18 protein-coding genes are annotated in these 25,310 nt (G+C 56.2%); 7 read left to right on the top strand and 11 right to left on the bottom strand.

The annotated features are described in order from the left end of the window. Positions 1 to 55 precede the first annotated feature (55 nt). A complete protein-coding gene (locus Q1A74_RS17085; RefSeq protein WP_299599191.1) occupies positions 56 to 1,369 on the top strand; it encodes an efflux RND transporter periplasmic adaptor subunit in 1,314 nt (437 codons plus the stop codon). Positions 1,370 to 1,384: 15 nt separating this feature from the next. Continuing rightward, positions 1,385 to 4,573 carry an efflux RND transporter permease subunit gene (locus Q1A74_RS17080; RefSeq protein ID WP_299599188.1) on the top strand — a complete coding sequence of 1,063 codons (3,189 nt, stop codon included), beginning with the start codon at positions 1,385 to 1,387 and terminating at the stop codon, positions 4,571 to 4,573. 49 nt (positions 4,574 to 4,622) lie between these two features. Here the strand turns inward: Q1A74_RS17080 and Q1A74_RS17075 are convergent, their stop codons facing one another. The 9 genes from Q1A74_RS17075 to putP form a co-directional block, all read right to left on the bottom strand. Beyond that, positions 4,623 to 5,087, bottom strand: a complete 465-nt coding sequence (locus Q1A74_RS17075) for a DUF962 domain-containing protein (protein ID WP_299599185.1) — start codon at positions 5,085 to 5,087, stop codon at positions 4,623 to 4,625. A gap of 421 nt (positions 5,088 to 5,508) precedes the next feature. Beyond that, positions 5,509 to 5,724, bottom strand: coding sequence for a hypothetical protein (locus Q1A74_RS17070; RefSeq protein WP_299599181.1), 216 nt, complete (start codon positions 5,722 to 5,724; stop codon positions 5,509 to 5,511). Between the two features lie 79 nt (positions 5,725 to 5,803). Further along, positions 5,804 to 6,277 (bottom strand): hypothetical protein, encoded by a 474-nt coding sequence (locus tag Q1A74_RS17065; protein ID WP_299599178.1) that lies wholly within the window; start codon positions 6,275 to 6,277, stop codon positions 5,804 to 5,806. Between the two features lie 119 nt (positions 6,278 to 6,396). Further along, positions 6,397 to 6,720 carry a hypothetical protein gene (locus Q1A74_RS17060; protein WP_299599175.1) on the bottom strand — a complete coding sequence of 108 codons (324 nt, stop codon included), beginning with the start codon at positions 6,718 to 6,720 and terminating at the stop codon, positions 6,397 to 6,399. 76 nt (positions 6,721 to 6,796) lie between these two features. After that, positions 6,797 to 7,036, bottom strand: a complete 240-nt coding sequence (locus Q1A74_RS18450; protein WP_367275425.1) for a transposase — start codon at positions 7,034 to 7,036, stop codon at positions 6,797 to 6,799. A 4-nt stretch (positions 7,037 to 7,040) separates the two neighbouring features. Continuing rightward, on the bottom strand, positions 7,041 to 7,298 hold the full coding sequence (locus Q1A74_RS18445; RefSeq protein WP_367275424.1) for a transposase: 258 nt from the start codon (positions 7,296 to 7,298) through the stop codon (positions 7,041 to 7,043). Between the two features lie 453 nt (positions 7,299 to 7,751). Further along, positions 7,752 to 12,614 (bottom strand): RHS repeat-associated core domain-containing protein, encoded by a 4,863-nt coding sequence (locus Q1A74_RS17055; protein WP_299599172.1) that lies wholly within the window; start codon positions 12,612 to 12,614, stop codon positions 7,752 to 7,754. A 225-nt stretch (positions 12,615 to 12,839) separates the two neighbouring features. Beyond that, positions 12,840 to 13,352 (bottom strand): macro domain-containing protein, encoded by a 513-nt coding sequence (locus Q1A74_RS17050; protein ID WP_299599170.1) that lies wholly within the window; start codon positions 13,350 to 13,352, stop codon positions 12,840 to 12,842. 65 nt (positions 13,353 to 13,417) lie between these two features. After that, positions 13,418 to 14,893, bottom strand: a complete 1,476-nt coding sequence (putP, locus tag Q1A74_RS17045; protein ID WP_299599167.1) for a sodium/proline symporter PutP — start codon at positions 14,891 to 14,893, stop codon at positions 13,418 to 13,420. A gap of 231 nt (positions 14,894 to 15,124) precedes the next feature. Between putP and Q1A74_RS17040 the strand changes: the two genes are divergently transcribed. After that, complete coding sequence (locus Q1A74_RS17040; protein WP_299599164.1) at positions 15,125 to 15,841, top strand: hypothetical protein; 717 nt, start codon at positions 15,125 to 15,127, stop codon at positions 15,839 to 15,841. Here the strand turns inward: Q1A74_RS17040 and ttcA are convergent. Together ttcA and Q1A74_RS17030 are read right to left on the bottom strand one after the other, a co-directional pair. Continuing rightward, positions 15,744 to 16,673 carry a tRNA 2-thiocytidine(32) synthetase TtcA gene (ttcA, locus tag Q1A74_RS17035; RefSeq protein WP_299599161.1) on the bottom strand — a complete coding sequence of 310 codons (930 nt, stop codon included), beginning with the start codon at positions 16,671 to 16,673 and terminating at the stop codon, positions 15,744 to 15,746. The genes Q1A74_RS17040 and ttcA overlap by 98 nt on opposite strands. A gap of 56 nt (positions 16,674 to 16,729) precedes the next feature. Then, positions 16,730 to 17,455 (bottom strand): arylesterase, encoded by a 726-nt coding sequence (locus tag Q1A74_RS17030; RefSeq protein ID WP_299599158.1) that lies wholly within the window; start codon positions 17,453 to 17,455, stop codon positions 16,730 to 16,732. Between the two features lie 58 nt (positions 17,456 to 17,513). On the opposite strand from Q1A74_RS17030, the gene Q1A74_RS17025 reads away from it, so the two are divergent. The 4 genes from Q1A74_RS17025 (at position 17,514) to Q1A74_RS17010 (ending at position 25,218) form a co-directional block, all read left to right on the top strand. Beyond that, entirely contained in the window at positions 17,514 to 18,254 is a 741-nt protein-coding gene (locus Q1A74_RS17025; RefSeq protein ID WP_299599155.1) for an ABC transporter ATP-binding protein, read from the top strand. After that, positions 18,254 to 20,707 (top strand): FtsX-like permease family protein, encoded by a 2,454-nt coding sequence (locus Q1A74_RS17020; RefSeq protein ID WP_299599152.1) that lies wholly within the window; start codon positions 18,254 to 18,256, stop codon positions 20,705 to 20,707. Before Q1A74_RS17025 ends, Q1A74_RS17020 begins: the two co-directional genes overlap by 1 nt. A gap of 220 nt (positions 20,708 to 20,927) precedes the next feature. After that, entirely contained in the window at positions 20,928 to 22,199 is a 1,272-nt protein-coding gene (gene bioA, locus Q1A74_RS17015) for an adenosylmethionine--8-amino-7-oxononanoate transaminase (protein ID WP_299599149.1), read from the top strand. 181 nt (positions 22,200 to 22,380) lie between these two features. Then, on the top strand, positions 22,381 to 25,218 hold the full coding sequence (locus tag Q1A74_RS17010) for a glycoside hydrolase family 9 protein (RefSeq protein ID WP_299599147.1): 2,838 nt from the start codon (positions 22,381 to 22,383) through the stop codon (positions 25,216 to 25,218). Positions 25,219 to 25,310: the final 92 nt, after the last annotated feature.

Genomic DNA, 25,310 nt, shown 5'->3' with positions numbered 1-25,310 from the left:
CCTAAGCGCCAACTAGCATTGATAGGCAAAGGATTCCTAACTCAACTGCGTGGAAATGATGTGCTATTCCAACTTACTGGCGCCCCGTTGGCCGAAATTCGCCCTGGCGGCAATTTTTCTGGCCAGCGGTTGTGGTGACAAAGAAGCCGCCAAGCCAACCGCCCCGCCGAAAAAAGTAGAAGTAGTCGAAGCCCAGCGCATGAGCTTTCGACCGAGTTTTGAAGTGCCGGCGGTCATTGAGGCGGTCGAAACAGCGCAGATTTTCCCCCTGGTCGCGTCAAGGATCCTTTATCAAAACATCGCACCCGGCAAATACTTCAAACAGGGGCAGGAGCTGGTACAGCTAGACCCCTACCCGTTCGAATCCGCCGTCGCCACCGCCGAATCCGGTATCGCGGAAGCCATGTCGAATTACGAGCAGGCCAAAGCGAACTTTGTTCGCGCGCAAGGCTTGCGGCCACAGGGGTACATTTCTGCCAAAGATTTCGATACCGCAAAATCCACCATGCAGGCGGCGGAAGCACAACTCAACAAGGCTCAGACCAGCCTGTACCAGGCGCAACAAGACCTCTCCCATACCTCCATCGTCGCGCCCTTTTCCGGGCGCGTGGGACACCCCAATTACGCGGTAGGGGACTTTGTCATACTCCCCACCACGGTACCGATCACCCAGCTGGTCAAGATAGATCCGGTTTATGTCCTCGCCCATATCGGCCAGAAAGCCTACAACGAGTTTTACGCCGCCCTGGAAAAACTGAAACAACAGGAACGCGCCGTCCCGAATATGGAACTGTACATCGTCTTACCCGGCGACACCGTGTATCCCTTCAAGGGCGAGTTTTTTTCCTGGGACGCCACAGCCGCTGCCACCCGCGGCACTGTCGCGGCGCGCATTCTGTTCCACAATCCTGACGGCCTGCTTCTCCCCGAAGAAAATGTCACGTTACACGGAAAGCTACTGGAAGAAGTACAGCGCATTGTGATCCCCCAGAAAGCGGTATCCCAGGATCAACAAGGGCACTTTGTCTATCTGTTGGATAAAGAAAACAAGGTCAAGCGCGCCAACATCAAGGTCGGCATGCGGATCGGCCCAAACTGGGCGGTGCCCTCCGGTTTGAACGTCGGTGATCGGGTACTCGTCGAAGGCCTACAGAAAGTCAGCCCGGGCGATCTGGTGGAAGTCACCCCGGTTAAGATTGAACAGTTTTTGGATCCGGCACCACCCAATTTACGCCCAGCGCCCCACTCGCTTAGTACCCAGTTACAGCAGGAGCGAAAAGCCTTTCAGGAATACCAGCGATCGACGATGGAACCCCGGCACCGAAACCAGCCGGGCGACGTCTATACCCCTTATGACACCGGCAAGTAACTTGGTATTTCGCCCGTGAGTGAAAATACACATCTGTTTATTCGCCGTCCCCGCTTCGCCTTCGTGATCGCGATATTGATCACGTTCATGGGTGTACTTGCGGCAATCGTCATGCCGGTAGATCAGTATCCCGACATCGCCGCCCCCAAAATATCGGTAGTTGCCACCTATCCTGGCGCCGACGCCGAGACTGTAAAAAATGCAGTTGCCATCCCCATCGAGGAGCAAGTCAACGGCGCCGAAGGGATGGTCTACATGACCTCCAACTCCGGCAGCGACGGCACCTACACCCTGTTCATGACCTTCGACATGGACACCGATGACGACATGGCACAGGTGGATGTCCAAAACCGGGTAGCGCTGGCAGAGCCATCACTGCCACCCGAGGTATTGAAGCGCGGTATCAAGGTACGTAAACGCTCTTCCGATATGCTGATGGTGGTCAACCTGTTCTCACCAGACGACCGCTTTGACGGCGTCTTTCTCTCCAACTTTGCCTCGCTGAATCTGCTCAACGAGCTGGCCCGGGTGCCCGGGGTTGGCGAAGCAAAAATCATCGGCCCGCTAGATTACGGCATGCGCATATGGCTCGACCCGGTGAAAATGGCCAGCCTGGAAATTTCGGTGCCCGAAGTACTGGGCGCGATTCAGGAGCAAAATATTCAGGCCGCCGTAGGCCAGCTCGGTTCCCCCCCCTCCCCCGAGTCCACGCAATTTCAATATGTGCTTACCACCAAAGGCCGGCTTACCTCTGAGGAGGAATTTGGGGATATCGTATTACGCGCGGATGAAAAAGGCGGCGTCATTCGCGTCAAGGACATAGCGCGGGTGGAGCTTGGCGCGCAGATTTATAAGGGGTACGGCGAATACAACAATGGCCCCGGTGTACTTCTGGCGATTTACAAATTGTCCGATTCCAACGCGCTGGAGGTGGCCGAAAACGTCAAGGCCAAGGTGGACGAACTTTCTCAGTATTTTCCCGAAGGGGTCGAAGCAGTTATCGGCCACGACACCACGGAATTTATTGCCGTCTCTCTCGAAGAGACCGTGTTCACCCTGATCGCAACAGTCATTCTGGTCATCATCGTAACCTACCTGTTTCTCGGGAACGTACGTGCAGCACTGGTGCCAACCCTGGCGGTCCCGGTCTCCATCGTAGGCACCCTGGCGGTGCTATATGCCATGGGCATGACCATCAATACCGTCACTCTCTTTGGCCTGATCCTTGCGATCGGCGTAGTGGTGGACGATGCAATTATCGTCGTCGAGGACGTCGAGCGGATCATGCACGAAGAGGGGCTGGACAAGCGCGCTGCCACCGCCAAGGCCATGAAGGAAGTCTCCGGCCCAATTATCGCCACCTCCATGGTCCTTGTGGCCGTGTTTGGCCCCACCATGCTGCTTCCGGGAATGACCGGGCGCATGTTTGGCCAGTTCGGCACCACCATTACGGTTGCCGTGCTGATCTCCATGGTCAACGCGCTGACCTTGAGCCCCGCCCTGTGCTCAACCGTACTGAAGGACGGTCATAGCAAACCCAATCCGGTCATCCGTGGATTCAACTGGGGATTTGAAAAGGTTGCCAGCGGCTATCTCAAAATCGTCGACTGGCTCGCCAGACATCTATTGATCAGCCTAGCCATTATTGCGGGATTGTTCGCGTGCCTGTTCCTACTATTCCAATCGGTTCCCAAAAGCTTTATCCCCGACGAAGACAAGGGATACTTTATGGTGGATGTGCAGCTGCCCGAGGCCGCGGCACTGGAGCGAACCGTAAGTGTGATCGATCAGATCAACGAAGTACTGATGGCAGACCCGGCCGTCGACAAGGTACTGTCGGTCAATGGCTTCAGCCTGCTTAACGTCATGCTGCAATCAAACGCCGGCATGGTGATCGCCAAGCTAAAACCGTGGGACGAACGCAAATCACCCGAGCTGTCACAGCAGGCCTTGCAACAGAAGTACCAGGCGCAATTTGCCGAGCTTCCCGAAGCGCAGGTATTAGTGTTTGGTGCCCCCGCCATTCCCGGGCTCGGGACCATGGCAGGGTTCTCGTTTATGCTGGAGGATACTCAGGGGGTTGGCGCGCAAGAACTGTTTCAGGTGGTGCAAAACTTCTCTGCTGCAGCGACCGAGCAGCCTGAAATCGCCCGTGCCTTCTCGATTTTCAAGGCGGGCTCTCCACAGATTCGGCTCGACATCGACCGGGTAAAAGCAAAAACCCTGGGGATCAGGGTCAGCGACATATTCCTGACGCTGCAAACCCAACTCGGCGCCATCTACGTCAACGACTTCAACCTGTACAACAAAACCTTCAAAGTGATGGTGCAGGCCGAATCCAGGTTCCGACAACAAGAGCGGGATCTGGAGAAAATCTATATCACCAACAAAAAAGGCGAGCCAGTACCACTCACTGCAATACTGAGTACCGAGCCCATTCTCGGGGCGGTGACACTCAAGCGTTATAACACCTATGATGCGGCGAAAATCAGCGGTGGCCCGAATACCGCAGGAGGCTTCAGCTCCGGTGACGCCATGGATGCCCTCGAACGCGTGGCTATCGAGACTCTGCCCCAGGGCTTTAAGTTCGATTGGTCCGATTCCAGCTTTGAGGAGCGTAAATCCGGCAATGCCTCTACGATCGCCCTGGCGCTCTCACTGGTGTTTACGTTCCTATTCCTCGCCGCCCTCTACGAATCGTTTATGACACCGTTCGCCATCATTCTCTCAGTGCCTATCGCGATCGTCGGCGCAATCGCGGCACTCATCATTGCTGGAGAACCACTCAGCCTGTACGGCCAGATTGGGTTGGTACTGCTGGTGGCCCTCGCCGCCAAAACCGCGATCCTCATCGTCGAGTTCGGCAAGTCCCAGCGGGAAGTCGAGGGACTCGAACTGCACGAAGCCACCATGACTGCCGCAAAATTGCGCTTCCGCCCGGTGATTATGACAACCCTCTCTTTCGTCGTGGGCTCCATCCCCCTGGTAATTGCCTCGGGCGCCGGCGCCGCCAGCCGGGTATCCCTAGGAACGGCCATTATGGGTGGCACCATCATGGCCTGTATCGCGGGCACACTGCTGGTGCCAATCTTCTTCAAAATCGTCCAGGGGGGGCGAGAAAGGATTCGCAAGGGGAAAACGGTATCGCCTGATACGCCGCCTTCAGAGACAGGCCGGCGCAGCGACGGCAAAGCGGCCGAATAGAGCCAGCGATCAATTCGCAGGCTCTATGGTGAAAGGCTGAGGAATGCCCTCAGTATTTGATGCCCAGTTTGCGGTACAGGAAGCCGATCACCCAGGCCGGACCGATCAGCAAAAACTGGAGGTCCTTGAAGAAAGAAGGCTTCTTGCCCTCAATATGGTGTCCCACAAACTGGAGCACCCACATCACCACAAACAGCCCCACGGACCACCAGAGCACGCTCAAACCAGCTCGTTCCATCGCGCTGCAAGCGCCGAGACAGAGTAGAGACAGTGCCAGCATACCCAGCGCCAGCGGGAACGACATCACCATATAGAAAAGAATGGTCGGGATCAGCGCAACAATCGCCCAGTTCAGCCAGGGCAAGGAAGCCATCCACTCAGGCTGGGGAATGGACCAGAAAAGCCCCACTACCGTCAGGTAAATCAAAGGAACCGCCACCCAGTGGATAGCCTTGTTGGTGGAATTCTGGTGGCTCTCGCCGTATTCGCTGAACCACTGATCTGCTGTACGCATGGTTTTCCCTCGCCTTGGTTGTTATTGGATTGGCTTTTGGGGATGGTACAGTAGAACTCAAATAGACCAAGCGGTCACATAATCAATACCCAAACTGCTTACTGAAGCCGCAGCTCCTATCGAGTTGGCCGAACAGAAGGAATAACCCTCCTCCCTTCAAACAAGGACCGATTCTGTTGAAACTCCCGCGCGAGCTTTGCAGTTTCGTCCTTACTATTTTCAACTCTCAAAACTTCCTCGGGTGTGAGTTTGACACATATATCCAGTTCAACAGGTCCTCCAGTAAAAAAAGTAAGGTACCAGCTTTCATCATCCGCAATGAGGAAATACGAGTATTTTTGCGCGAATATAAGTTCCATTCAGTTCACAGGAAGTTGTTCTACGCCAGAATTGTTCTTCTAAGCTAGCGCACTCATGTAGTTCAGCCGTACAAATAAATTAACTCTTCAATTAACTTTTTATCCGAATCCGAATATTCCGTCGTTTTGCCTTTCATGCTTTCCAATACGCCCCGAACGGGTAACCTGGGTCGTGACGTATCATTAATAATCTTTATTAATTTATTTTCGTTCGAGCCATCTGGAAGGTACTTCACAATCAGCCCCACCAGTGCGTCTCGCACCTGATCTTCGGTCATCACAAGTTATTTATTAGGACGTAAATCGACTTTATCTGCGGTAATTCCTATCGCTTCAGCAAACCTTACCCACTAAAAATTAATTATCATTCAATATCTGACGTATAGCTAAAGCCGTCGCTTGAGAATCATCCACCTCCAACAACCGAAGATACATCTTCATTAAATCTTTGCATTTCTCATCCCATCTCGTGGATTCTAGATAATTCACGACGGACAAGATAACATCTGAATCGGTGAATCGATCAAAATCGACCCCTTGCAACAACCCTTTTTTCCTAAAGTGTTGAATCTCGGACAGGTTTGCCAACAAGTGCGTCAAGTCATCATAATCAGCAGACAGCGAGTCAATAAACGCATTGAAACACTGGCTAAAAATCTGAGCGCCCCCGTGATCTGACGCTACAAACTTATTAACATCCCCTGACAGTCTAACCCCATAGCAGTGTTTCCCATCCATAGGGTTATGGAAATAATAATCACCTACCCCCCTAAGAAATTTTTTAGTCTCTTTTTTACCCAGGGACACCTTGAACAAATTATTAGAAATCATTGAACCGCATTTTGAAACTCAAAAATACCGAACTGCACTACTGAACTATAGTTATCGGTGACCGCCCCAGAAAAGCAACAAACATAAAACCGTCAGGATTTTAGTGTTAACCAAAAAGACTAGAAATATTCAATATTTCTTGAGCCCTGAGAAAACCAGGTTACACGCAAAAATTTCCCACTTACATACCCCTGATCACGAGCATAATCAACAACTTCTGAAGGGCTCCAACCAGCGCCACCAGAGAAAGCAAAACCTTCGTCACGCAGCCTCTCAATCAAACTATATTTATCACCATCATCTTTCGGCGAAAAAATATAACTACCTGGTTCCGGACAAAGAGAAAACCCAATTTTGAGCAACTTCCTAGAAGATTGAGAATCCTCAGGTATTACAACTACGTTTGTATCGATTCGAGTTACAAATCCAGAAATATCGCTCATGGTTTATCTACCAAAAAGATGACTGCGGAAAAGCAACTTCTCTTCCGCACATTTTCCAGTTGGCTGGCCACCGATTTTACATCGTCAAATACCTCTTACCCGCCTGCCATTCTTCAGCGACCTCCATCGCTACCGAAGACGCTAATCGTAAACATGATTCTTTATTGGGGAACAGCATTGCTACGCGCGCTCGACGTATTAACTCGAGGTTTAGCCGCTCCGGTGAATTGCTTGTACGCAATCTACGCTGGAGTACTTCCGGCAACAGGAACACCTTCTGGCCTTCTGGCCTTCTGGAACATTTTCTTCCACCCATTTGGCTAGCTTTGGTGCAGTCTTGTCAGACGCTCTACAAATGTGCTCAACAAGCGCTTCGCTTCGTACTCGGTCGGCGCATTGAAGACTGCCTTCAACTCAACGGTTATGCTTTGCTTCATTTCCTGTCTGGGCACGCGGACCTGGGAATTTTGCTGGGGATGAAACTGGCAGCACTGCCACGGCATTCCGCCGAACACCACCTTGCGTGCCGAACGCAATCTTTCATGCGCCTCGCTTACTATCAGCGTACCCCCTCGCAAACCTCCTGGTTGTTATTGGGTTGGCTTTTAGGGATGGTACAGCAGAACCAAAATAGACTAACCGGCCACAACGATCAGGTGGTTATATATGATATGTTCCTAGAATGGTGGCCATATACCTGCCCGGTTGAAATTCGCCCGCAACAAACACTGTTAAGATACTAGCGTCGCATCCTTCACATTTTGACCTTTGAAATTGAAGTGGCAAACCACCCCATTTGAAAAAAAGTTTCCCGGCCACTGACTTTTTTGTAACTCTGCCAATAGATTTGACCAAATCCTCAACGCTAACGCCCTCAATTTTTCTAAGGGACTCCCCATACGCGAGTCGCAAAATATATTGGCCATCGCACACTGGGCACTCACAAGCAACTTCACTCTGAATGAAGCCACTTTCATCTCCATCATACACATCCAGACTATTTCTCAGGTGATTTTCAATCATATTACCTACTATTTTGGTGCAATTATGCCCGCGTCCAATAAATCATCAATAGTCGCCGGAAGCTCGTACTGAGTGCCCATACCTGGCTGCCCAAACCAAGGAATCGCTGGGCTAGATTCAACATCAAACTCCTCAACTACAACATACTGTTTGTACGGTTTCTCCAGAGTACTGTCTGGTAGAGCTCTAGAAGGGAATGACTCTCCAACAGGTGATACAAAAGTTCCCTTGTCGTGAAAACCTAGATCATCAGTCCATCCACCATATCGATCGATTTGATCGCCGGGTTTCAACGGTTGCTTGCGTACATTTACAGCGCCACGATTCGGCGGCCAAGCCTTAGGACCAAGCAACTCCTGTAGTTTTTCCCATTCCTGGTTTTTCCACAATTGATACCCCTCCGCAGCCTGCGAACTATTGGCAAACACCCCTTTCGAGCGCTGCTGAAACACATTCCACTGATTCTCTTTACAACTTAGGCCATAAGGATCCGTCCAAGTCACCGGATTTGGTGCATAAGAATAGATGTTAATACCACCCTGTAACCCTATAGGATCTTGGTTGGCAAACGACCCAAGGGCCGGATCATAGAACCTAAACCGGTTGTAATGCAGCCCACTCTCTTCATCAAAATACTGTCCCTGAAACCGAATCGGCTGGGCGATTTCTTCGCGGTGGGCGATGGCCAGGTTGCCGTAGGTTTTGTAGCTGACACTCCAGACCACGTCACCCTCAGCATTAGTCAGAGTGTCCGGTGTGCCGAGATGGTCCAGGTGGTACTGGTATACCTCTCCATCCTCGCTTAACGCGACCGGTTTGAAGGTTTCTGGCTCGAAGTAATAGATGCGGGATTTCAGATCCTGGCTGGTTTCAGAGTCTCGAGTAGCTTCCTGAAGTAGTACATCGCCATTCCACAGGAATTCGGTGGTAGTGCCCTGCCCCTGCTTGCGCACGCGACGGCCGAGAGGGTCGTACTGGTATTGGGTTTCCGATTGAAGTTGTGGCTCGCCGACATCATCCACCTTGTATTGCGCTATTGCGACAAGCTGGTGCTTGCTGTTGTAGCGATAGCGGGTCTGGAGTTTTTGGCTTTTGCCACGCAGTGCGGCGGTACGGTTACCGTGAATGTCGTATTCGTAGTGGGTGTCGCCGCGGAATTGCAGGCGGTTGCCGTTTACCTGGGTGCTACTGGCCTGCTGTTGTGCTTCCTCCGCGCTGCCTGCCGCGGCGAGAATGTTGTGTGCGGGGTCGTGGACGAAATGTTCCGGGGACGGGCCGTCTACCTGAGTCAGTCGATCCAGTGCGTCGTAGTGGTAACTGCGGTTGCCGCGAAGGCTGTCGTTGATCTGGGTTAGCTGGCCACTGCGGTTGTAGCCGTAGCTGCGCTCCAGCAGCGGGTTTTCTACTGGCTTATCTGTATCCGTTGCAAACTTACCTACACGCAGGCTTTGCAGGCGGCCCTGCGGGTCGTAGCTGCTATTGGTGGTGAGGCCGTTACCGTGTTCGCGGGCGATTTCTCTGCCGAGTGCATCGCGATTGATGGAGGCCAGTAGTGTTGCTGCCTCTGTGCCGGCAAACCGGGCGTGCAGGCTCTGGAACTGACCCACTTCGTTATAGCCGTAGGTCAGTTCTTCTCCACTGGGCAAGCGGGTGGCGATACGGTTTCCAGCACTGTCGTAACTGTGCAGGATTTCTGCATTGTCCTGCCAATCACCGATCAGGCGGCCGCCGGCATCGTAGTCCCAGCGCAGTTTGCGGTGGGCGTTCTCCGCTTCGGTCATCTGGCCGGCGCGGTTGTAGCGATAGCTTGTGGTGCCGTCCGGGGTTATTTCCTGCAACAGGCGACCGAAGGTATCCCTCTCGTACAGAGTATCTACCCCCTTGCCGCTTGCCAGGTCCGTAACTGCGCGGCTGGCGATCAGGTGACCGGCTTTATTATAGGCGTAGCGGGTTACGCGCCCGTCGAATCCGACTTCTTCGGTCAGCCGCTCGCGCAGGTCGTATTTCAGCTGATACTGTTCGCCCTTCTCGTTGATCAGGCCCACCAGGTTGCGCTCGCCGTCGTAGCGGTATTCCAGCTGACTGCCGTCCGGATTGGTGCGCTTTTTTACCTGGCTCAGGCCATCGTAGTGATATTGCGTACTACGACCTTCCGGGTCGGTTATTTCAGAGACCAACCCTTGAGGGTTGTATTGATATTCCGTGCGGCCGCCATCTGGTGCGATGATCGCACTGATACGATCCTGAGCGTCATATTCATAGCGGGTTTGGATATCGGGCCCGTGCTGTACTTCGACCAGACGCTGGGCAATATCGTAGCGATAGTGCTGGGAGCGACCGGCAGCATCGTGCACTGCGGTCAGTTTGCCTTGGGGGTTCCACAAGTAGCGTGTGGTTTGCTCGAGCGGGTTGGTGATACTGCCAATGAGACCGATCGGATTGTAGGTATAGCGGGTGATTTGACCCAGTGGATCAATACTGGCGGTAACCTGACCCTTTTCGTTGTACTCGCGCTGCCAGAGCCGACCAGCCGCATCCGTGATTTTCGCGGGCTGCCCTGCCGGATTGTATTCAATTTTCTGCACGCCGCCGCTGGCATCGGTTTTGGCGATCAGCCGGCCCAGCGCGTCATACTCGAGTTTTTCCCCGCGCTCGACACCCTCTTCTGCCGGCAGTTGCACGGACGTGGTCTGCCCCAGCTCGTTGTAGGAATACAGGGTTTCCGCACCTTCGGCATCCCGGTAATAGATGGGCAATGCCCGGTCGTTAAACCGGTAACGCTCAGTACCGCCGCGGGTATCGGTTACCGCGACGCCTTTGCCATCGTCATCCCAGACAAAGGTGTAGTCGTAGGTTGCCCGGCCATCAATGGGGTCGCCCCATTGGCGCACGCAGCGCGCGCCGGGCCCTGTGTCATCCCATCGGAATTGGAAACTGTAGCCGGATTTCAGCGTGCGCTTTTTGATTAGATGGCCGGTGTATTCATAATGTTCGCTATGGCCATTGGCATCGGTTGCGCGAACCAGATCTCCTTCCGGGCTGTATTCATAGCTCGCCAGGGTGGCAATCTGGCCGTCCCGGGTCTCTTTTTTCAGCTCGCCAATGCGGCCATCCACCGGAGAAATATGCAGCGCTTCGCCAAGGCTGCTTTCAATACAGATCAGCTGGCCGCGGACATAGTGGAAGCGGTGGAAGTTGTCGTAACCGTCGCGAATTTCCGAAAGCAGCGGGGTTGTATCGCCCTTCTCCTGAATCCTGAAATGTTTCTGAATCCCCTGCGGTGCGCCATACGGTGTTATGGCCCAGTGGTCGTCAGCGTACTTTGTCAGCGTCAGTTGCTCGACCACATTGTGGCTTTGGCCGCTACAACCGGGCAGCGGGAGCGATATGACCCGGCCTTCCGCATCGTACAGGTCAACCACACCCGCCTTTTCTTTTACGACAAGTTGCTCGTTGAGGGTATGAGACCAGCCGACCCCCATACCGGAGTCTTTGTGGTTACTGCTGCGATAGGTGCGCGCGACGGTCAGGGGAAGCGGGCCATCCAGTACCGAATCCACAAGAGTGAGGCGTTCTTCGCCGGTTTTCAGGTTGATCGGCTCGCCGCTCTCACAGGCTTTGCCGTTACACTGGGTGGTCTTGCCGGCACCATTTGCACCGGTTGCATCATTCGATGCATCTTTTTCATCGGTAACAGTGGCTTTTTTTCCTTCCGACTGATCAGCGCTCTGTTTGTTGGCGCCCCCATCTTTGCCCTTTGCCGATTTTGCCGGCGCGGGCTCTGGCGCCGATGACTGAGTTACTGTCACGTCTTCAGAGTCCAGTGCGGTCAGTGGCGCCGTTTCGGATTTGGCACCGCGGGATTTTTTCAAGCGCAAACGCTGTTTCTGATGTTTGGCAAAATCCAGGATCAAATCACCCACTTCTCTGAAGCGGAACATCAACCGGGCATTTTTCGCCATGGCGGCAGCGCCGCCAACACCGCCGGTAAAGGCGGCGAGCACGACGGTAAGAATAATTTCGAACACGCCCGCCCCGGCAAACTCGGCGATTTCGAGCCGGTGCTGGGCACTGACGTAATCTTTGGCAAACCGGCCAATATCCGCGCGCAGCCCATCGTCGTCGTACACAAGATGCGCGATCTGGAATGCCTGTTCCAGTTGCTCGGCGGTGATAGTACTGGGGTCAAAACCCAGCACATCGACGATTTCCTTTTTTACCCGGCCCAGATGCTCAGTGGCCGACTGCTCGAAACTGATATCGTTGACAGCGTAATCGTAGGCGGCGTTCGCCATCTGGGTTTGCAACCGGGTCGGACTGACGAGCATCGCCACTTCAGTGACATCTTTGGCCCAGACACCGAGATTCCAGACGGCCTGCCCCAACCCCTTACCGAGATGCTCGGCTTCCGCGGTTAATTTCCCGAGTTTCGAACGTTTTTCGTATTCAACCTGGATGCGCGCCGCCTCGGCACGTTCTTCCGCGACGATTTTTTGCAGCACCATACGAATTTTATGGCGCAGCGCGGACTGGTGATCATCCAGCGTGGATTCGGCGAGTGGAGCCTCTTCAATCAACAGGCGATGCTGGCGAACCGCCGCGTATACCGCCCGATGTTCCTGAGTGAAATAGAACGGAGCTCCGGGGAATTGATCGGTAATCAGCGAGTCCTGATTGCCAACGACAGCAACTTCCGGTGAAAGTGGAGCACTTTGAGCGAGAAACCGATCATAAATCTGATCCAGCGCGGAAGCAGGAAAAGTGACGAGAAGGTCTGCGAAATAATCGTTATCAAAATACGTAGGTGCCGTGGACCAGCCCTCGCTAATCAGATAGCGGATGCCGCGCTGGTTCTCAACGTAAATTTGCATGAAAAGTCCCTTTCGATACACAGAGCGGTGGAAATACTGTCTGCGTCAATCCGTAAGGGAGGAATTCTAAAAGAAGAGCACAGCCCGGCAAAGCCGGGCACTGCGATGAATTGCGATAAATAGCGGTTTTTGAGAGATATTTTTCAGGAAACGGCACTGACTGTTACGGCCGTACCAAGTGAGACTCCTGTTTTGCCATCAATTCAAATTTTACCGTCTTCCCAGTCAGCGTCGCACGCAGGCATCCAGTTGCATCCGGTACAGCTCTGCCATGTCGTCATCGATGCAGCAGAAAATGACATGACGCGGGCCGTCATCTCTGTCCAGGTGGTTTTGCACCTGGTCTACGGCAATTTCTACGGCCAGTTCGGGAGGGTAATCGTAAACACCACAACTGATGGCGGGGAAGGCAATGGAATGGATATTTTCGCGACGGGCCATCGCAAGACACTGGCGGTAGCAGGCAGACAGCAATTCAGGTTCACCGAGATTTCCGCCTCGCCACACCGGTCCAACGGTGTGGTAGATACGCTTGACCGGTAGACGATATCCCGGTGTTGCGCGTACATCGCCCACCGGGCAGCCGCCGATCTGTCGGCAGGCCTCCAGCAAGTCCGGGCCCGCCGCCCGATGGATGGCGCCATCGACGCCACCGCCGCCGTGGAGCCTCTGGTTGGCTGCATTCACGATTACATCTACGTGCAACCGAGTGATATCACCGAGGTGTACTTCAATCACTCCCTATACTCCAACCACAGGCACCACCGGTCAGAAGCGCAACCCTGCGCATATGCCTTGATCGTTTACTGCGTTTGCCCAAGCAACTGACGGTGGCGCGTTGATATTTCGTCAGGGCAATGCGTCAAAGCACTTACTAAAACAATAGCAGTTGCGGAGAGTACGAAGCCCGGCAACAGCTCGTATATATCAAACAGGCCACCTGAGAGCTGCTTCCAAATCACAACGGTTATACCCCCGACCAACACGCCGGCGATGGCAGCCGCGCCGGTCATTCGCGACCAGTAGAGGCTGATGAGTATCGTCGGCCCGAATGCAGCACCGAGCCCAGCCCACGCATAAGCCACCACATCGAGTACTTTCGAACCCGGATCCATGGCGATACCCACTGCAATCAATGACAGCGCGACCACCGCCCAGCGGCCCACTTTCACAATACTTTGCGAATCGGCTTTGTCGCCAAACCACACGTGATAGATATCTTCCGCCAGCGCGGCGGACGACACCAGTAACTGGGAATCTGCGGTGCTCATGATGGCGGACAGAATTGCCGCCAGCAGAATGCCCGCCACCAGCGGGTGAAACAGGGACTCCACCAGTGCCATGAAAATCCGCTCACCGTCCGGCAGTGTCTGCGTCAGTTCTAGATGCCCGAACAGGCCGACGCACATGGCGCCGAGAAAACCCGCCAGCGACCACACCGCCGCAACCGTCGCCGCCGCCGGCATGTCGTCCGGGCTACGCAGTGCTTTGAAGCGCGCCAGAATATGTGGCTGCCCGAAATACCCAAGTCCCCAGGCCAGGGAACTCAAAATCGCCGCAACACCCAGTGCAGTACCCGTGCTGTCGGTCATCCAATGCATCAGCTCCGGGTGCTGTTCACGCATGGTGGAAACGGCACTGCCCAGCCCCCCCTCATCCGAGATCACCATAATCGGCACGATCACCAGTGCCAGGCTCATCAATAACCCCTGAAATACGTCTGTCCAGCTTACCGCGAGAAAGCCGCCAAACAGGGTGTACGAAATCACTGCGATGGCGCCAATGACCACTGCCCACTGGTAATCCCAGCCAAATACCGTTTCAAATAATTTCCCACCGGCAATCAGACCGGAAGCCACGTAAAACAGAAAAAACAGCAAGATGAAAAAGGCGCAAATCGTGCGCAGCCAGGGAGTGTGCAAGTTGAAGCGGCGATGCAGGTAAGCCGGTACCGTGAGAGAGTCGTCCAGCGCGTAGGTGTATATCCGCAAGCGCCGCGCCATGGTGGTCCAGCTCAGTACGATACCGCTGAACAGACCGATGGCGATCCACCCGGAGGAGAGGCCACTGGCATAGGCCGCACCGGGTAGCCCGAGCAACAGCCAGCCACTCATATCCGACGCCCCGGCGCTGAGCGCCGCTACCGCCGGCGGCAGTGAGCGGCCGCCGAGAAAGTAATCGCTGGCGCTCTTGGTGCGGTGATAGGCGTACACACCAATGGCAACAATCAGGGCCAGATAAGCGATAAATGTTAAGGCGACAAGCCACTGTCCAGACATGTGGGGTTCCCCGTCAGTGTTGGCAGATCAGGCCACGATTCGCAGAAGAATAGGCTGAATCCGTCGTTATTGGTCTTTATTGCGCGTAAATCTACCCATTTGCTGGCGTTTGCTCAATCGGCAAACTAAACCAAGGGTGTACATTGCATGAAAGCATACCGCTGAAAACGCATTGAAAAAGCCATGGATCGGCCTTTTCATAGCAAGCAGTAAGGGAATATCAAAAGCACTATGGGTATTTGTCTGGACGAGCTGCGTTTGTTCGTCGTTCGCCCCACACTCAAACAGTTGCGCGCCTGGTCGCCGGGAATGGAAGCACTTCTCCTGGGAACAGCCGCACAGGAATCCGAACTGGGATTTCACCTGAAGCTGGGCCGCCGCCACGGCATGGGGATCTTTCAGATCCTGCCCAGTACCCATCGACAGATTTGGGATAAATACCTGATCAACTTCCCCGCGCTCGCGTCTAAAGTGCGCGGCCTCGCCAGCCAGCGGGACTTCCTGCAACACCCCCACGCGGAACTCGCCACCAATCTACGCTACGCCACCGCTATCGCCTGGCTGATCTACCGCGCCGCCGGTGTCGACAGCGTGGAGACTGAAAACCTGCCGAAAATGGCAAAGCTGTGGAAGAAACATTTCCACCACGGCCCCAGCGCCAGCTTGCGGGACTTTGTCACCAGTTACAGCAAACTGATCAACCCGGATCAGAGCACAGCTTCTGCCGGGAGGCCGGCCGCCGGAACGCCGGCCGCCGGAGCGCCGGCCGCCCATAACAACACAGCCGCGGCAAATGCCACGGCTGTAAAAAGCGATACGCTACTGATCGAAGATGACGAGATGACTCCCGTTAGAGGTTCCTCGCCTCGATATACAGCGGCTGGGCCGGTTCAATCGACTCCTCGTGGGCATCTTCGGGAATCCAGGAATCCACAGACTGCTCGATAGAGCGCGCATTCACATCAGGGGCGGGTTCAGAGCGGTCCAGCTCCAGGCTCTCAAAATCGTACAGGTCACGATCCGCCAGTTGCGACGGCGACACCCTGGTCAGCGCGGCAAAGATATTGTCGCTACGGCCCGGGAATTTCTTATCCCAGTCATTCAACATGCCCTTGATCATCTGCCGCTGCAGGTTTTCCTGACTGCCGCACAGATTGCACGGAATGATCGGGAAATTCTTGTACTCGGCAAAATCCACCAGATCCGTCTCGCGGCAGTAGGCCAGCGGACGAATCACAATATTGCGCCCATCGTCCGCACGCAGCTTCGGCGGCATCGCCTTCAGGCGGCCGCCGTAAAACATATTCAGAAACAGCGTCTCGACGATATCGTCTTTATGGTGCCCAAGCGCCACCTTGGTCGCACCAATTTCCTCGGCAAAGCCGTACAGGGTTCCACGACGCAGGCGCGAGCATAACCCACAGGTGGTCTTACCCTCCGGTATCACCTCTTTCACCACACTGTAAGTGTCTTTATTCACGATGTGGTACGGCACCCCAACGGACTGCAAATACTCCGGCAAAATGTGCTCCGGGAACCCGGGCTGCTTCTGGTCCATATTCACTGCAACCAGCTCAAAGCGCACCGGTGCCGTCTTCTGCAGGTTCATCAGGATTTCCAGCATCGCGTAGGAATCCTTACCCCCAGACAGGCACACCATCACCTTGTCGCCCTCCTCAATCATATTGAAGTCGGCGATCGCCTTGCCCACATTGCGGCGCAGGCGTTTTTGCAGCTTGTTGAATTCCAGCCGCCCGCGGCGGTTTTCCAGATCAGACATGGGTAAATCTCAAATAGGGCCCGGCAAAAATCAGGGCGCGATTGTACGCTTTCCGATCAGGAAGTGCACAGGCTATCGGACCGGACGTCCTTATTGCCTTTCAGTATCGCTTCCAGGCAGGGCCACACGTGCTCCAGTAGTACCGGCTGCGCCTTGGCCGTCGGGTGTATCCCGTCCGTCTGCATCGCCCCCTCCTCCAGCGCCACCGGCTCCAGAAAGAACGGAATCAAAGGCACCTGCTCCGCTGCCGCCACCTTCGGGTACACCGCCGCAAACGCCTCGGTGTATGCCTTGCCGTAATTGGGCGGCATCTGCATTCCCAGCAACAGCACCTCCGCGCCACCCTCCCGGGCCAACTTCACCATCCGCAGCAGATTCTGCTGCAACATCCGCGGCGGGTAGCCCCGCAGGCCGTCGTTGCCCCCCAGCTCCACCACCAGCCAGTCGGGTGAGTGTTCACTCAGCAGCCTCGGCAAACGCGTCAGGCCGCCCGCCGAGGTCTCCCCACTCACACTCGCATTCACCACATCCACCGCCAGGCTCTGGTCTGCCAGGCGGTCGCGCAGCAACTGCACCCAGCCCTCGCGCTCATCCAGTCCGTAGGCCGCACTGATACTGTCTCCCAGTACCAGCAGTGTCTGCCTGTCATCGGCCGAAACTACCTCACCTTGCCGCCCATCCGCCTGCAGGGAACCTGCGTACAAAGACGTGACCAGTGCGACGAGAAGCAGGCAACGCGGGACGAAGCCGGCCGCAAAAGTCCGGAAAAAAATCGCCGCCATGTCATACTCTCCACTACTAAATCTAAAGCGCATTTTGCCGAATTTTCAGGGACTTGCCATGTCAGTGATGCTAAAAGCCGAACATCTTCACCACCGCGTCAGCACCAGTGAAGGCCCACTCACTCTACTCAACGACATTTCCCTGCAACTCCCCCGCGGCCAGAGCCTGGCAATTACCGGCGCCTCCGGGTCCGGCAAATCCACCCTGCTCGGCCTGCTCGCCGGCCTCGACCGCCCCACCGAGGGAAAAATCTGGCTGGGTGGTGAAGATATCACCGCCATGGACGAAGAACAGCGCGCGGCACTCCGCGCACGCTCTGTGGGCTTTGTATTCCAGACCTTCCAGCTGCTGCCCGGCCTCACCGCTCAAGAAAACGTCATGCTGCCCAGCGAACTACGCGGCGAACGCAACGCCGGCAAGCGCGCCGAAGAGTTCCTCGAGCGAGTAGGTCTCGGCCACCGCTTACACCACTACCCGCGCCAGCTCTCCGGTGGCGAGCAGCAGCGGGTCGCCATCGCGCGGGCGTTCTGTAGCATTGCCAACAACGGTTCGACCACAGACAGTGGCATTCTGTTCGCCGACGAACCCACCGGCAGCCTGGACGCCAATAATGGCGACAAGGTGATCGACCTGCTGTTCAACCTCAACGCCGAGACCGGCACTACCCTCGTGCTGGTCACCCACGAACAGCGTCTCGCCGAACGTTGCGGTGCCCACCTGCGTATGGCCGCTGGCGAAATCACCGCCGCAGATATTCCGGACGGCTACTTCGGTGACCAGCCCGAGGTATCCGTCTGATGCTGCCACTGCGACTACTGAGCCGCGACTGGCGCGGCGGCGAACTCGCCCTGATTGCCACTGCGCTGGTGCTCGCGGTGAGCTGTGTCACCGCCATCGCCCACTTCTCCGATCGCCTCACCCGCGCCATGCATATTCAGTCCCAGAGCTTTCTGGCGGCGGAGCGCGTACTGAAAAGCAGCAAGGAAGTGCCCAGCGAGTGGCTGCAAAAGGCCGATGCGCTGGGGCTGCAACGGGCCAAAACCGTCACTTTTGCCTCCATGCTCTCCGCCGGTGACGAATTCCAGTTTGCCTCGGTCAAAGCCGTCAGTGGCGGTTACCCACTGGTGGGCCACCTGGAGATGCGCGCGCAGGAAAACTCTCCCTCAAAAACCGCTCAGCAGGGCCCGCAACCGGGCCACGTGTGGCTGGAGGCGCGACTACTGCCATTGATGCAGCGGGATATTGGCGAACAGCTGCAACTGGGGGACAGCAGTTTCACCATCAGCGGGATCATTGACCACGAACCGGACCGCGGTGCCAACCTGTTCTCCATGGGCGCGCGAGTGATGATGCACACCGACGACCTCGCCGCCACCAACATTCTGCAACCCGGTAGCCGGGTGAATTATCGCTACCTGCTCGCCGGCGACGATGCCGCACTGGACGACTACCTCAAGTGGCTGCGCCCGAAACTGACCCAGCACGAACACATCACCGACCTGAAAGAAGGCCAGCCGCGGGTTGCCAAAACACTCGATCGTGCTGAAAGCTTCCTCTATCTGGCCGCCAGCCTCGCCGTACTGCTCGCCAGCGTCGCCGTCGGCCTCGCCGCCCGCCGCTACGGCCTGCGCCATGCCAACTATGTGGCGGTGATGAAAAGTCTTGGCGCCGGTAAAAACAAAATCCTCGGTATCTATATCGGCCAGATGACAGCTCTCGCGATCATCGCCACCCTGATCGGCCTCGCCATCGGCTCCTTCGTACAGTCCCAGGCGGTCAATCTGCTGGCAGGCTTCTTCCCGGTCACGCCGCCAGCGAGCGGCTGGCAACCGCTCATGGTAGGCATCGCCACCGGCCTCGCCTGTGTAATTGGCTTTGCCCTGCCACCCATATTCCGCCTCGCCCAGACCGACCCGATGCAGACCCTGCGCCAGGACTGGAGCAACCCGGACAAGCGGGAATGGTTCGGCCTGATCCCCGGCCCTCTATCCATGCTGCTACTGATCTGGTGGCTATCCGGTAGCATTGCCACCACCATCGCCCTGCTCGCCGGCCTCGGCCTGTTGGTCGCCGGCGCAGCCGTGGTCAACCGGCTATTAGTACGTGGCCGGCTCGCCGCGCTCGGCGGCAGCTGGCGCATTGCCCTCGGCAGCCTGCAACGCCGCGCCGGCTTCAACACCCTGCTGATCGCCGCCTTCGGCACCGGCCTGCTGGCCATGCTGTCGATGTACTACGCGCGCACCGCACTGATTGAAGAATGGCAGATGCAACTGCCGGAGAACGCCCCCAACCACTTCCTCGTCAACATCGCCCCCTACGAGCTGGACGGCGTAAAACAGGCCATTGAAGGTAACAACCTTCAGGGTACCGAGTTCTACCCCATGGTGCGCGGCCGCCTCATCGCTGTAAACGGCACCCCGGTCACCGAACGCGAAAATAAAGACGGCGCCATCCGCCGCGAGCTGAACCTAAGCTGGACTGACACCCTCCCCGCCGACAACAAAATCGTCGCCGGCAAATGGTGGAGCGACGAGCAGAAAGAGGGTGTATCCGTAGAAGTCGAAGTCGCCGCGCGCCTGGACCTGAAACTTGGCGACGTATTGCGCTTCTCCATCGGTGGCCTGGAAACCGAATCCACTGTCACCAGCCTGCGTACCCTCGACTGGAACAGCATGCGCCCCAACTTCTTCATGCTGTTTTCCCCGGGTAGCCTCGACAACTTCCCGGCCACCTACATCCAGAGCTTCTATTTACCACCGGAAGACAAACTGTTCGTCAACGAACTGGTGAAAAACTTCCCCAGCGTCAGCATCATCGAACTGGATAAAATCCTGGAAAACATCCGCGACACTATCGGTCAGGTCGCCATCGCCATCGAATCAGTACTCGCGCTCATGCTCATTGCCGGCGTACTGGTGCTGATTGCCGGTGTGCGCGCCAGCATCGCCGAGCGCTTGCAGGAAGCCGCCGTCATCCGCACACTGGGCGGCCGCCGGCAATTGCTGATTCGCAGCCTGATGATCGAATTTGGATTGCTGGGGATTGCCGCCGGACTGCTTGCGGCTTTCGGAACCGAAGCGACACTGGCGGTACTTTCACAACGGGTATTTGAATTGCCATTCAATTTCCACCCCGCGCTTTGGCTGCTGGGGCCTGCGGTTGGTGCCGCGCTTGTCGGCACTGCCGGTACTCTGGCTTGCCGTAGTGCCGTTAGTCAGCCGCCGCTCAAAGTTCTGCGGGAATTGGCTTGATACGACTTCGTAGCGCTGGATTCTGGCCTTCGCCAGAATGACGGTAGGAAAAAACTTACGAAGCAAGAAAGTACAACGCGAAGGCAGAGCACCGGGGATGGGGTTTCAGGAGCGTCGGCGACAGGACGTCGCCGCCGCAGCGCCCAGGGATGGGTTCACAGCGGTCCTGAAACCCCATCCCCGGTGCTTTGCCGCCACCACACAAGACCAAAGCACCCAAATGATGGATCTAGAGTTCGATAAAAACCACATCTGGCACCCCTATTCCTCCCTGATCAACCCGCCGCCGGTCTATCCCGTCGAACGCGCAGAAGGCGTGCGGATATATCTGGAAGACGGCCGCGGATTGATCGACGGTATGGGTTCCTGGTGGAGTACCCTGCACGGCTACAACGTGCCCGAGCTGAACGCCGCCATGCAGGCTCAGATGAAAAAAATGAGCCACGTCATGTTCGGCGGCCTCACCCACGAGCCCGCCATCAAACTGTGCAAAAAACTTGTCGCCTTAACCCCCGAGCCGCTGCAAAAAGTCTTCCTCGCCGATTCCGGCTCCGTGTCCGTAGAAGTCGCCATCAAAATGGCGCTGCAATACTGGCACTCACAGGGAAAGCCAAAAAAAAACAAACTACTGGCACTGCGCAACGGCTACCACGGCGACACCTTTGGCGCCATGGCCACCTGCGACCCCGTAAACGGCATGCACCATCTGTTTGCCAGCCAGCTCACTCAGCACCTGTTTGCACCCGCGCCGAAGCCCAAGTTCGACGAACCCTGCACCGACCAAGACATTGCCGAACTACAACAGCTGATCGAGCAGAATCATCCACAGCTGGCCGCCGTGATCCTCGAACCCATCGTCCAGGGCGCCGGTGGCATGCGCTTCTACTCCCCGGAATATTTGCGCAAAGTCCGCACCCTCTGCGACGAATTCGACCTGCTACTGATTGCCGACGAAATCGCCACGGGCTTCGGCCGCAGCGGGAAAATGTTCGCCTGTGAACACGCAGGCATCTCTCCGGATATTCTCTCACTCGGCAAAGCCCTGACCGGTGGCACCATGACAATGGCAGCAACCCTGTGCACCGACAAAGTCGCCAACGGTATCTGTAGCGGCGAAGCCGGTGTGTTCATGCACGGCCCCACCTTTATGGGTAATCCCATGGCCTGTGCCGTCGCCAATGCCAGCATCGACCTGCTGCTCCAGCGGGACTGGAAACAACAAGTAACCGCGATTGAACAACAACTAAACGATGAACTCGCTCCGCTGAAGAAAGCCAGTGGTGTGGCCGACGTGCGCGTGCTGGGCGCGATTGGTGTAGTAGAGATGAAACAACCTGTAGATAACAAAACGTTGCAAGCAAGCCTGATTGATCATGGCGTCTGGCTGCGCCCCTTCGGCAAGCTGGCTTACACCATGCCGCCCTATGTGATCGACTCATCAGATTTGAGCATTCTTACCAATGCCATGAATAAAACACTCGGGGCACTCTGAGAAAGCGGCACATCCGTACCAAGATTTACCCACCGCAAAATATTGTCATTCATCACACTTCCAAAAAGCTGGCGGAAAAAACTTTCCGCCGGTATGTCCTTGCACGTCCTTCTTCTGCGAAACCAATATTCGCCGGGCAGCGTAGTTTGCCCGCACACAAAAAACAGACGAAGGAAATCCTATGAAGAAGCGATTGATCAGAGCCAATAAGCCGCTCGGCGCTGCCATTGCCGCAACACTCGCCGGTTCCGCCTTACTCTCATCCGGAGCTATTGCCGCCAACTACGGCGAAGCCCTGCAAAAATCTATTTATTTCTACGAAGCCCAGCAATCAGGTCCAATTCCCGGTTGGAACCGCAACGAGTGGCGCGGCGATTCCGGCATGCAGGATGGTTCTGACAACAACGTCGACCTCACTGGCGGCTGGTACGACGCCGGAGACCACGTCAAGTTTGGCTTCCCAATGGCGGCCACCGCCACCATGCTTGCCTGGGGTGCCATCGAAAACCGTGAAGCCTACGCGCAAACCGGCCAGCTCGAGCACCTGAAAAACAATCTCAAGTTTGTTGCCGACTATTTTGTCAAAGCCCACACCGCCCCGAATGAACTCTACGGACAGGTCGGCGAAGGCGCTGTGGATCACGCCTGGTGGGGCTCCGCCGAAGTCATGCAGATGGCGCGCCCGTCTTACAAAATCGACGCCAGCTGCCCCGGTTCCGACCTCGCCGGTGAAACCGCCGCGGCCCTCGCCTCCATCGCCATGGTATTCGAGAGCACCGAGCCGCAGTACGCCGCAAACCTGTTGCAGCACGCGGAAGAGCTGTACAGCTTTGCCGACAACTACCGCGGCAAGTACAGCGATTGCATCACCGACGCCACCGCGTTTTACAACTCCTGGAGCGGCTACAACGACGAACTGGTGTGGGGTGCCGCCTGGCTGTACCGCGCCACCGGTGATCAGGCTTATCTGGACAAAGCCAACAGCTACTACGACAACCTGTCTACCGAGCCGCAATCTCCGGTGCGTTCCTACAAATGGACCCACGCCTGGGACGACAAGGGTTACGGCAGCTATGTGCTGATGTCCATGCTCACCGACAACCCCCAGTACCGCGCCGATGCGGAACGCTGGCTGGACTACTGGACCACCGGCTACGAAGGCAACCGCGTCACCTACACCCCCGGTGGCCTGGCCCACCTGGATCGCTGGGGTGCTGCGCGCTACACCTCCAACACCTCGTTTATCGCGCTGATTTATTCCGACTACCTGAAGAGCGCCGATCCCGGTAACCCCAAAGCACAGACCTACTACGACTTCGCCGTCAGCCAGATGGAGTACATCCTCGGCGACAACCCCATGAACATGAGCTACCAGATCGGATACGGCTCTGTTTACCCGACTTCACCGCACCACCGCACCGCACACGGCTCCTGGAACGACAGCCTGTCCGACCCCATCGACAACCGCCACACCCTGGTGGGCGCACTGGTAGGCGGACCGGACACCAGCGATGGATTTGAAAATGACCGCGGTGATTACATCCTCAACGAAGTTGCCACCGACTATAACGCGGGCTTTACCGGCACTCTCGCACGCCTGTGGATGGACTTTGGCGGCAACCCGATTGCGGAAGAAAACTTCCCCGCGCCAGAACAGCGCGATACGGAATTCTTCATCGATGCCAAGTTGAATTCCACCGGCCCCCGCCACACGGAAATCAGCGCGCGCCCGCACAACCGCAGCGCCTGGCCCGCACGCATGACCGATAACCTGAGCATGCGCTACTGGGTGGATATCTCCGAGCTGGTGGATGCCGGCTATTCCGCCAGCGACCTGCAATTGAACACCGCCTACAACCAGGGCTCTGGCTTTAGTGGCCCGCACCCCTGGGGCGATCCCGCGGACAATATCTACTACGTGGAGGTTTCCTTCGAAGGCGTGGACATTTTCCCGGGCGGACAATCCCAGAGTAAAAAAGAATCCCAGTTCCGTATCGGTGTTGGTGAAGGCCTACCCTGGGACCAGAGCAACGACCCATCCTGGGACAACTACGGCAGCGGCCGTGAAGAAGCCCCGCTGATCGCCCTGTATGACGGCGACAATCTGGTGTGGGGCCAGGAGCCCGGCGAAGGTTGTGGTGGCAGTTCCGGTGTGAACTGTGTTCCGGTAGCGGATGATGTAAACGTAGAAACCGGTTTTGAATCCCAGGTGATGGTCACCCTGTCTGGCAGTGATCGCGATGGCAGCGTCACCGATTACACCGTAGCCGCAGGCCCGGGCAATGGCAGCCTCAGCGGCAGCGGTGCCGAACTGCTGTACACACCGGATGCGGGCTTCTTCGGTAGCGATAGCTTCACCTATACCGTCACCGATGATGCAGGCGCAGTTTCTTCCCCAGCAACCGTTACCATCGACGTGGAATCCCCGCCGGTTCCTGCAGTCAGCATCACCTCACCATCCAATGGCAGCACCTTTGAAGAAGGTGAAGACATTACCGTGCAGTACACCCTGCAGTACGCAGACGGTGTAAACCTGTATCTGGATGGAGTTCTGACCGACAGCGCCAACGGGGCGACCGACCTGGTGATCGTCTCACCGTCTCTGGGTAACCACCAGATCGAAGTACGTGCCGTAGACGATGGCGAAGAACTCAGTGCAACCGACAGCGTTTCCATTCTGGTGGAAGAAGAATCCACGGGTGGCGGCACTGGAGAGGGCATTCAGTGCGCTGTGGATGAAGCAGACACCTGGAATAGCGGCTTTGTCATCAATGACATTGTCGTCGTCAACAATGGCGACAGCGCAGTAGACAGCTGGGAAGTAACGCTGTCGTTTGCCAACCCCATCAGCATTGTGAACGGCTGGAATGGTGAAGTCAGCCTGTCCGCGGACGGCCGCAGTGTGACCGTCAGCAACGCTGCCTGGAATGGCAACCTGCAACCCGGCGCTTCCGCCAGTGCCGGCTTCCAGGGTGGCCACAATGGCGACTTCGCGCTGCCAACCTGTAGCGCCAACTGACCCTTAAGCCCTACCCGAAAGCACACCCGGCAGACGATACCAATCTGCCGGGTGTTTTTACGATTCCAAAATTAAAAAAATTCCGAGGAAAT

It is taken from the genome of uncultured Microbulbifer sp. (assembly GCF_947504145.1).
Taxonomy (GTDB): Bacteria; Pseudomonadota; Gammaproteobacteria; order Pseudomonadales; family Cellvibrionaceae; genus Microbulbifer.
This window is presented reverse-complemented; position numbering and strand designations above follow the sequence as displayed.

Bases quoted from the DNA above. Each gene is read 5' to 3' on its own strand.
- Q1A74_RS17085 (WP_299599191.1), top strand. From the start codon at position 56: ATGATGTGCTATTCCAACTTACTGGCGCCCCGTTGGCCGAAATTCGCC.
- Q1A74_RS17075 (WP_299599185.1), bottom strand. From the start codon at position 5,087: ATGCGTACAGCAGATCAGTGGTTCAGCGAATACGGCGAGAGCCACCAG.
- Q1A74_RS17070 (WP_299599181.1), bottom strand. From the start codon at position 5,724: ATGACCGAAGATCAGGTGCGAGACGCACTGGTGGGGCTGATTGTGAAG.
- Q1A74_RS17065 (WP_299599178.1), bottom strand. From the start codon at position 6,277: ATGATTTCTAATAATTTGTTCAAGGTGTCCCTGGGTAAAAAAGAGACT.
- Q1A74_RS17060 (WP_299599175.1), bottom strand. From the start codon at position 6,720: ATGAGCGATATTTCTGGATTTGTAACTCGAATCGATACAAACGTAGTT.
- Q1A74_RS18450 (WP_367275425.1), bottom strand. From the start codon at position 7,036: ATGGGTGGAAGAAAATGTTCCAGAAGGCCAGAAGGCCAGAAGGTGTTC.
- Q1A74_RS17055 (WP_299599172.1), bottom strand. From the start codon at position 12,614: ATGCAAATTTACGTTGAGAACCAGCGCGGCATCCGCTATCTGATTAGC.
- putP (WP_299599167.1), bottom strand. From the start codon at position 14,893: ATGTCTGGACAGTGGCTTGTCGCCTTAACATTTATCGCTTATCTGGCC.
- Q1A74_RS17040 (WP_299599164.1), top strand. From the start codon at position 15,125: ATGGGTATTTGTCTGGACGAGCTGCGTTTGTTCGTCGTTCGCCCCACA.
- ttcA (WP_299599161.1), bottom strand. From the start codon at position 16,673: ATGTCTGATCTGGAAAACCGCCGCGGGCGGCTGGAATTCAACAAGCTG.
- Q1A74_RS17030 (WP_299599158.1), bottom strand. From the start codon at position 17,455: ATGGCGGCGATTTTTTTCCGGACTTTTGCGGCCGGCTTCGTCCCGCGT.
- Q1A74_RS17025 (WP_299599155.1), top strand. From the start codon at position 17,514: ATGTCAGTGATGCTAAAAGCCGAACATCTTCACCACCGCGTCAGCACC.
- Q1A74_RS17020 (WP_299599152.1), top strand. From the start codon at position 18,254: ATGCTGCCACTGCGACTACTGAGCCGCGACTGGCGCGGCGGCGAACTC.
- bioA (WP_299599149.1), top strand. From the start codon at position 20,928: ATGATGGATCTAGAGTTCGATAAAAACCACATCTGGCACCCCTATTCC.
- Q1A74_RS17010 (WP_299599147.1), top strand. From the start codon at position 22,381: ATGAAGAAGCGATTGATCAGAGCCAATAAGCCGCTCGGCGCTGCCATT.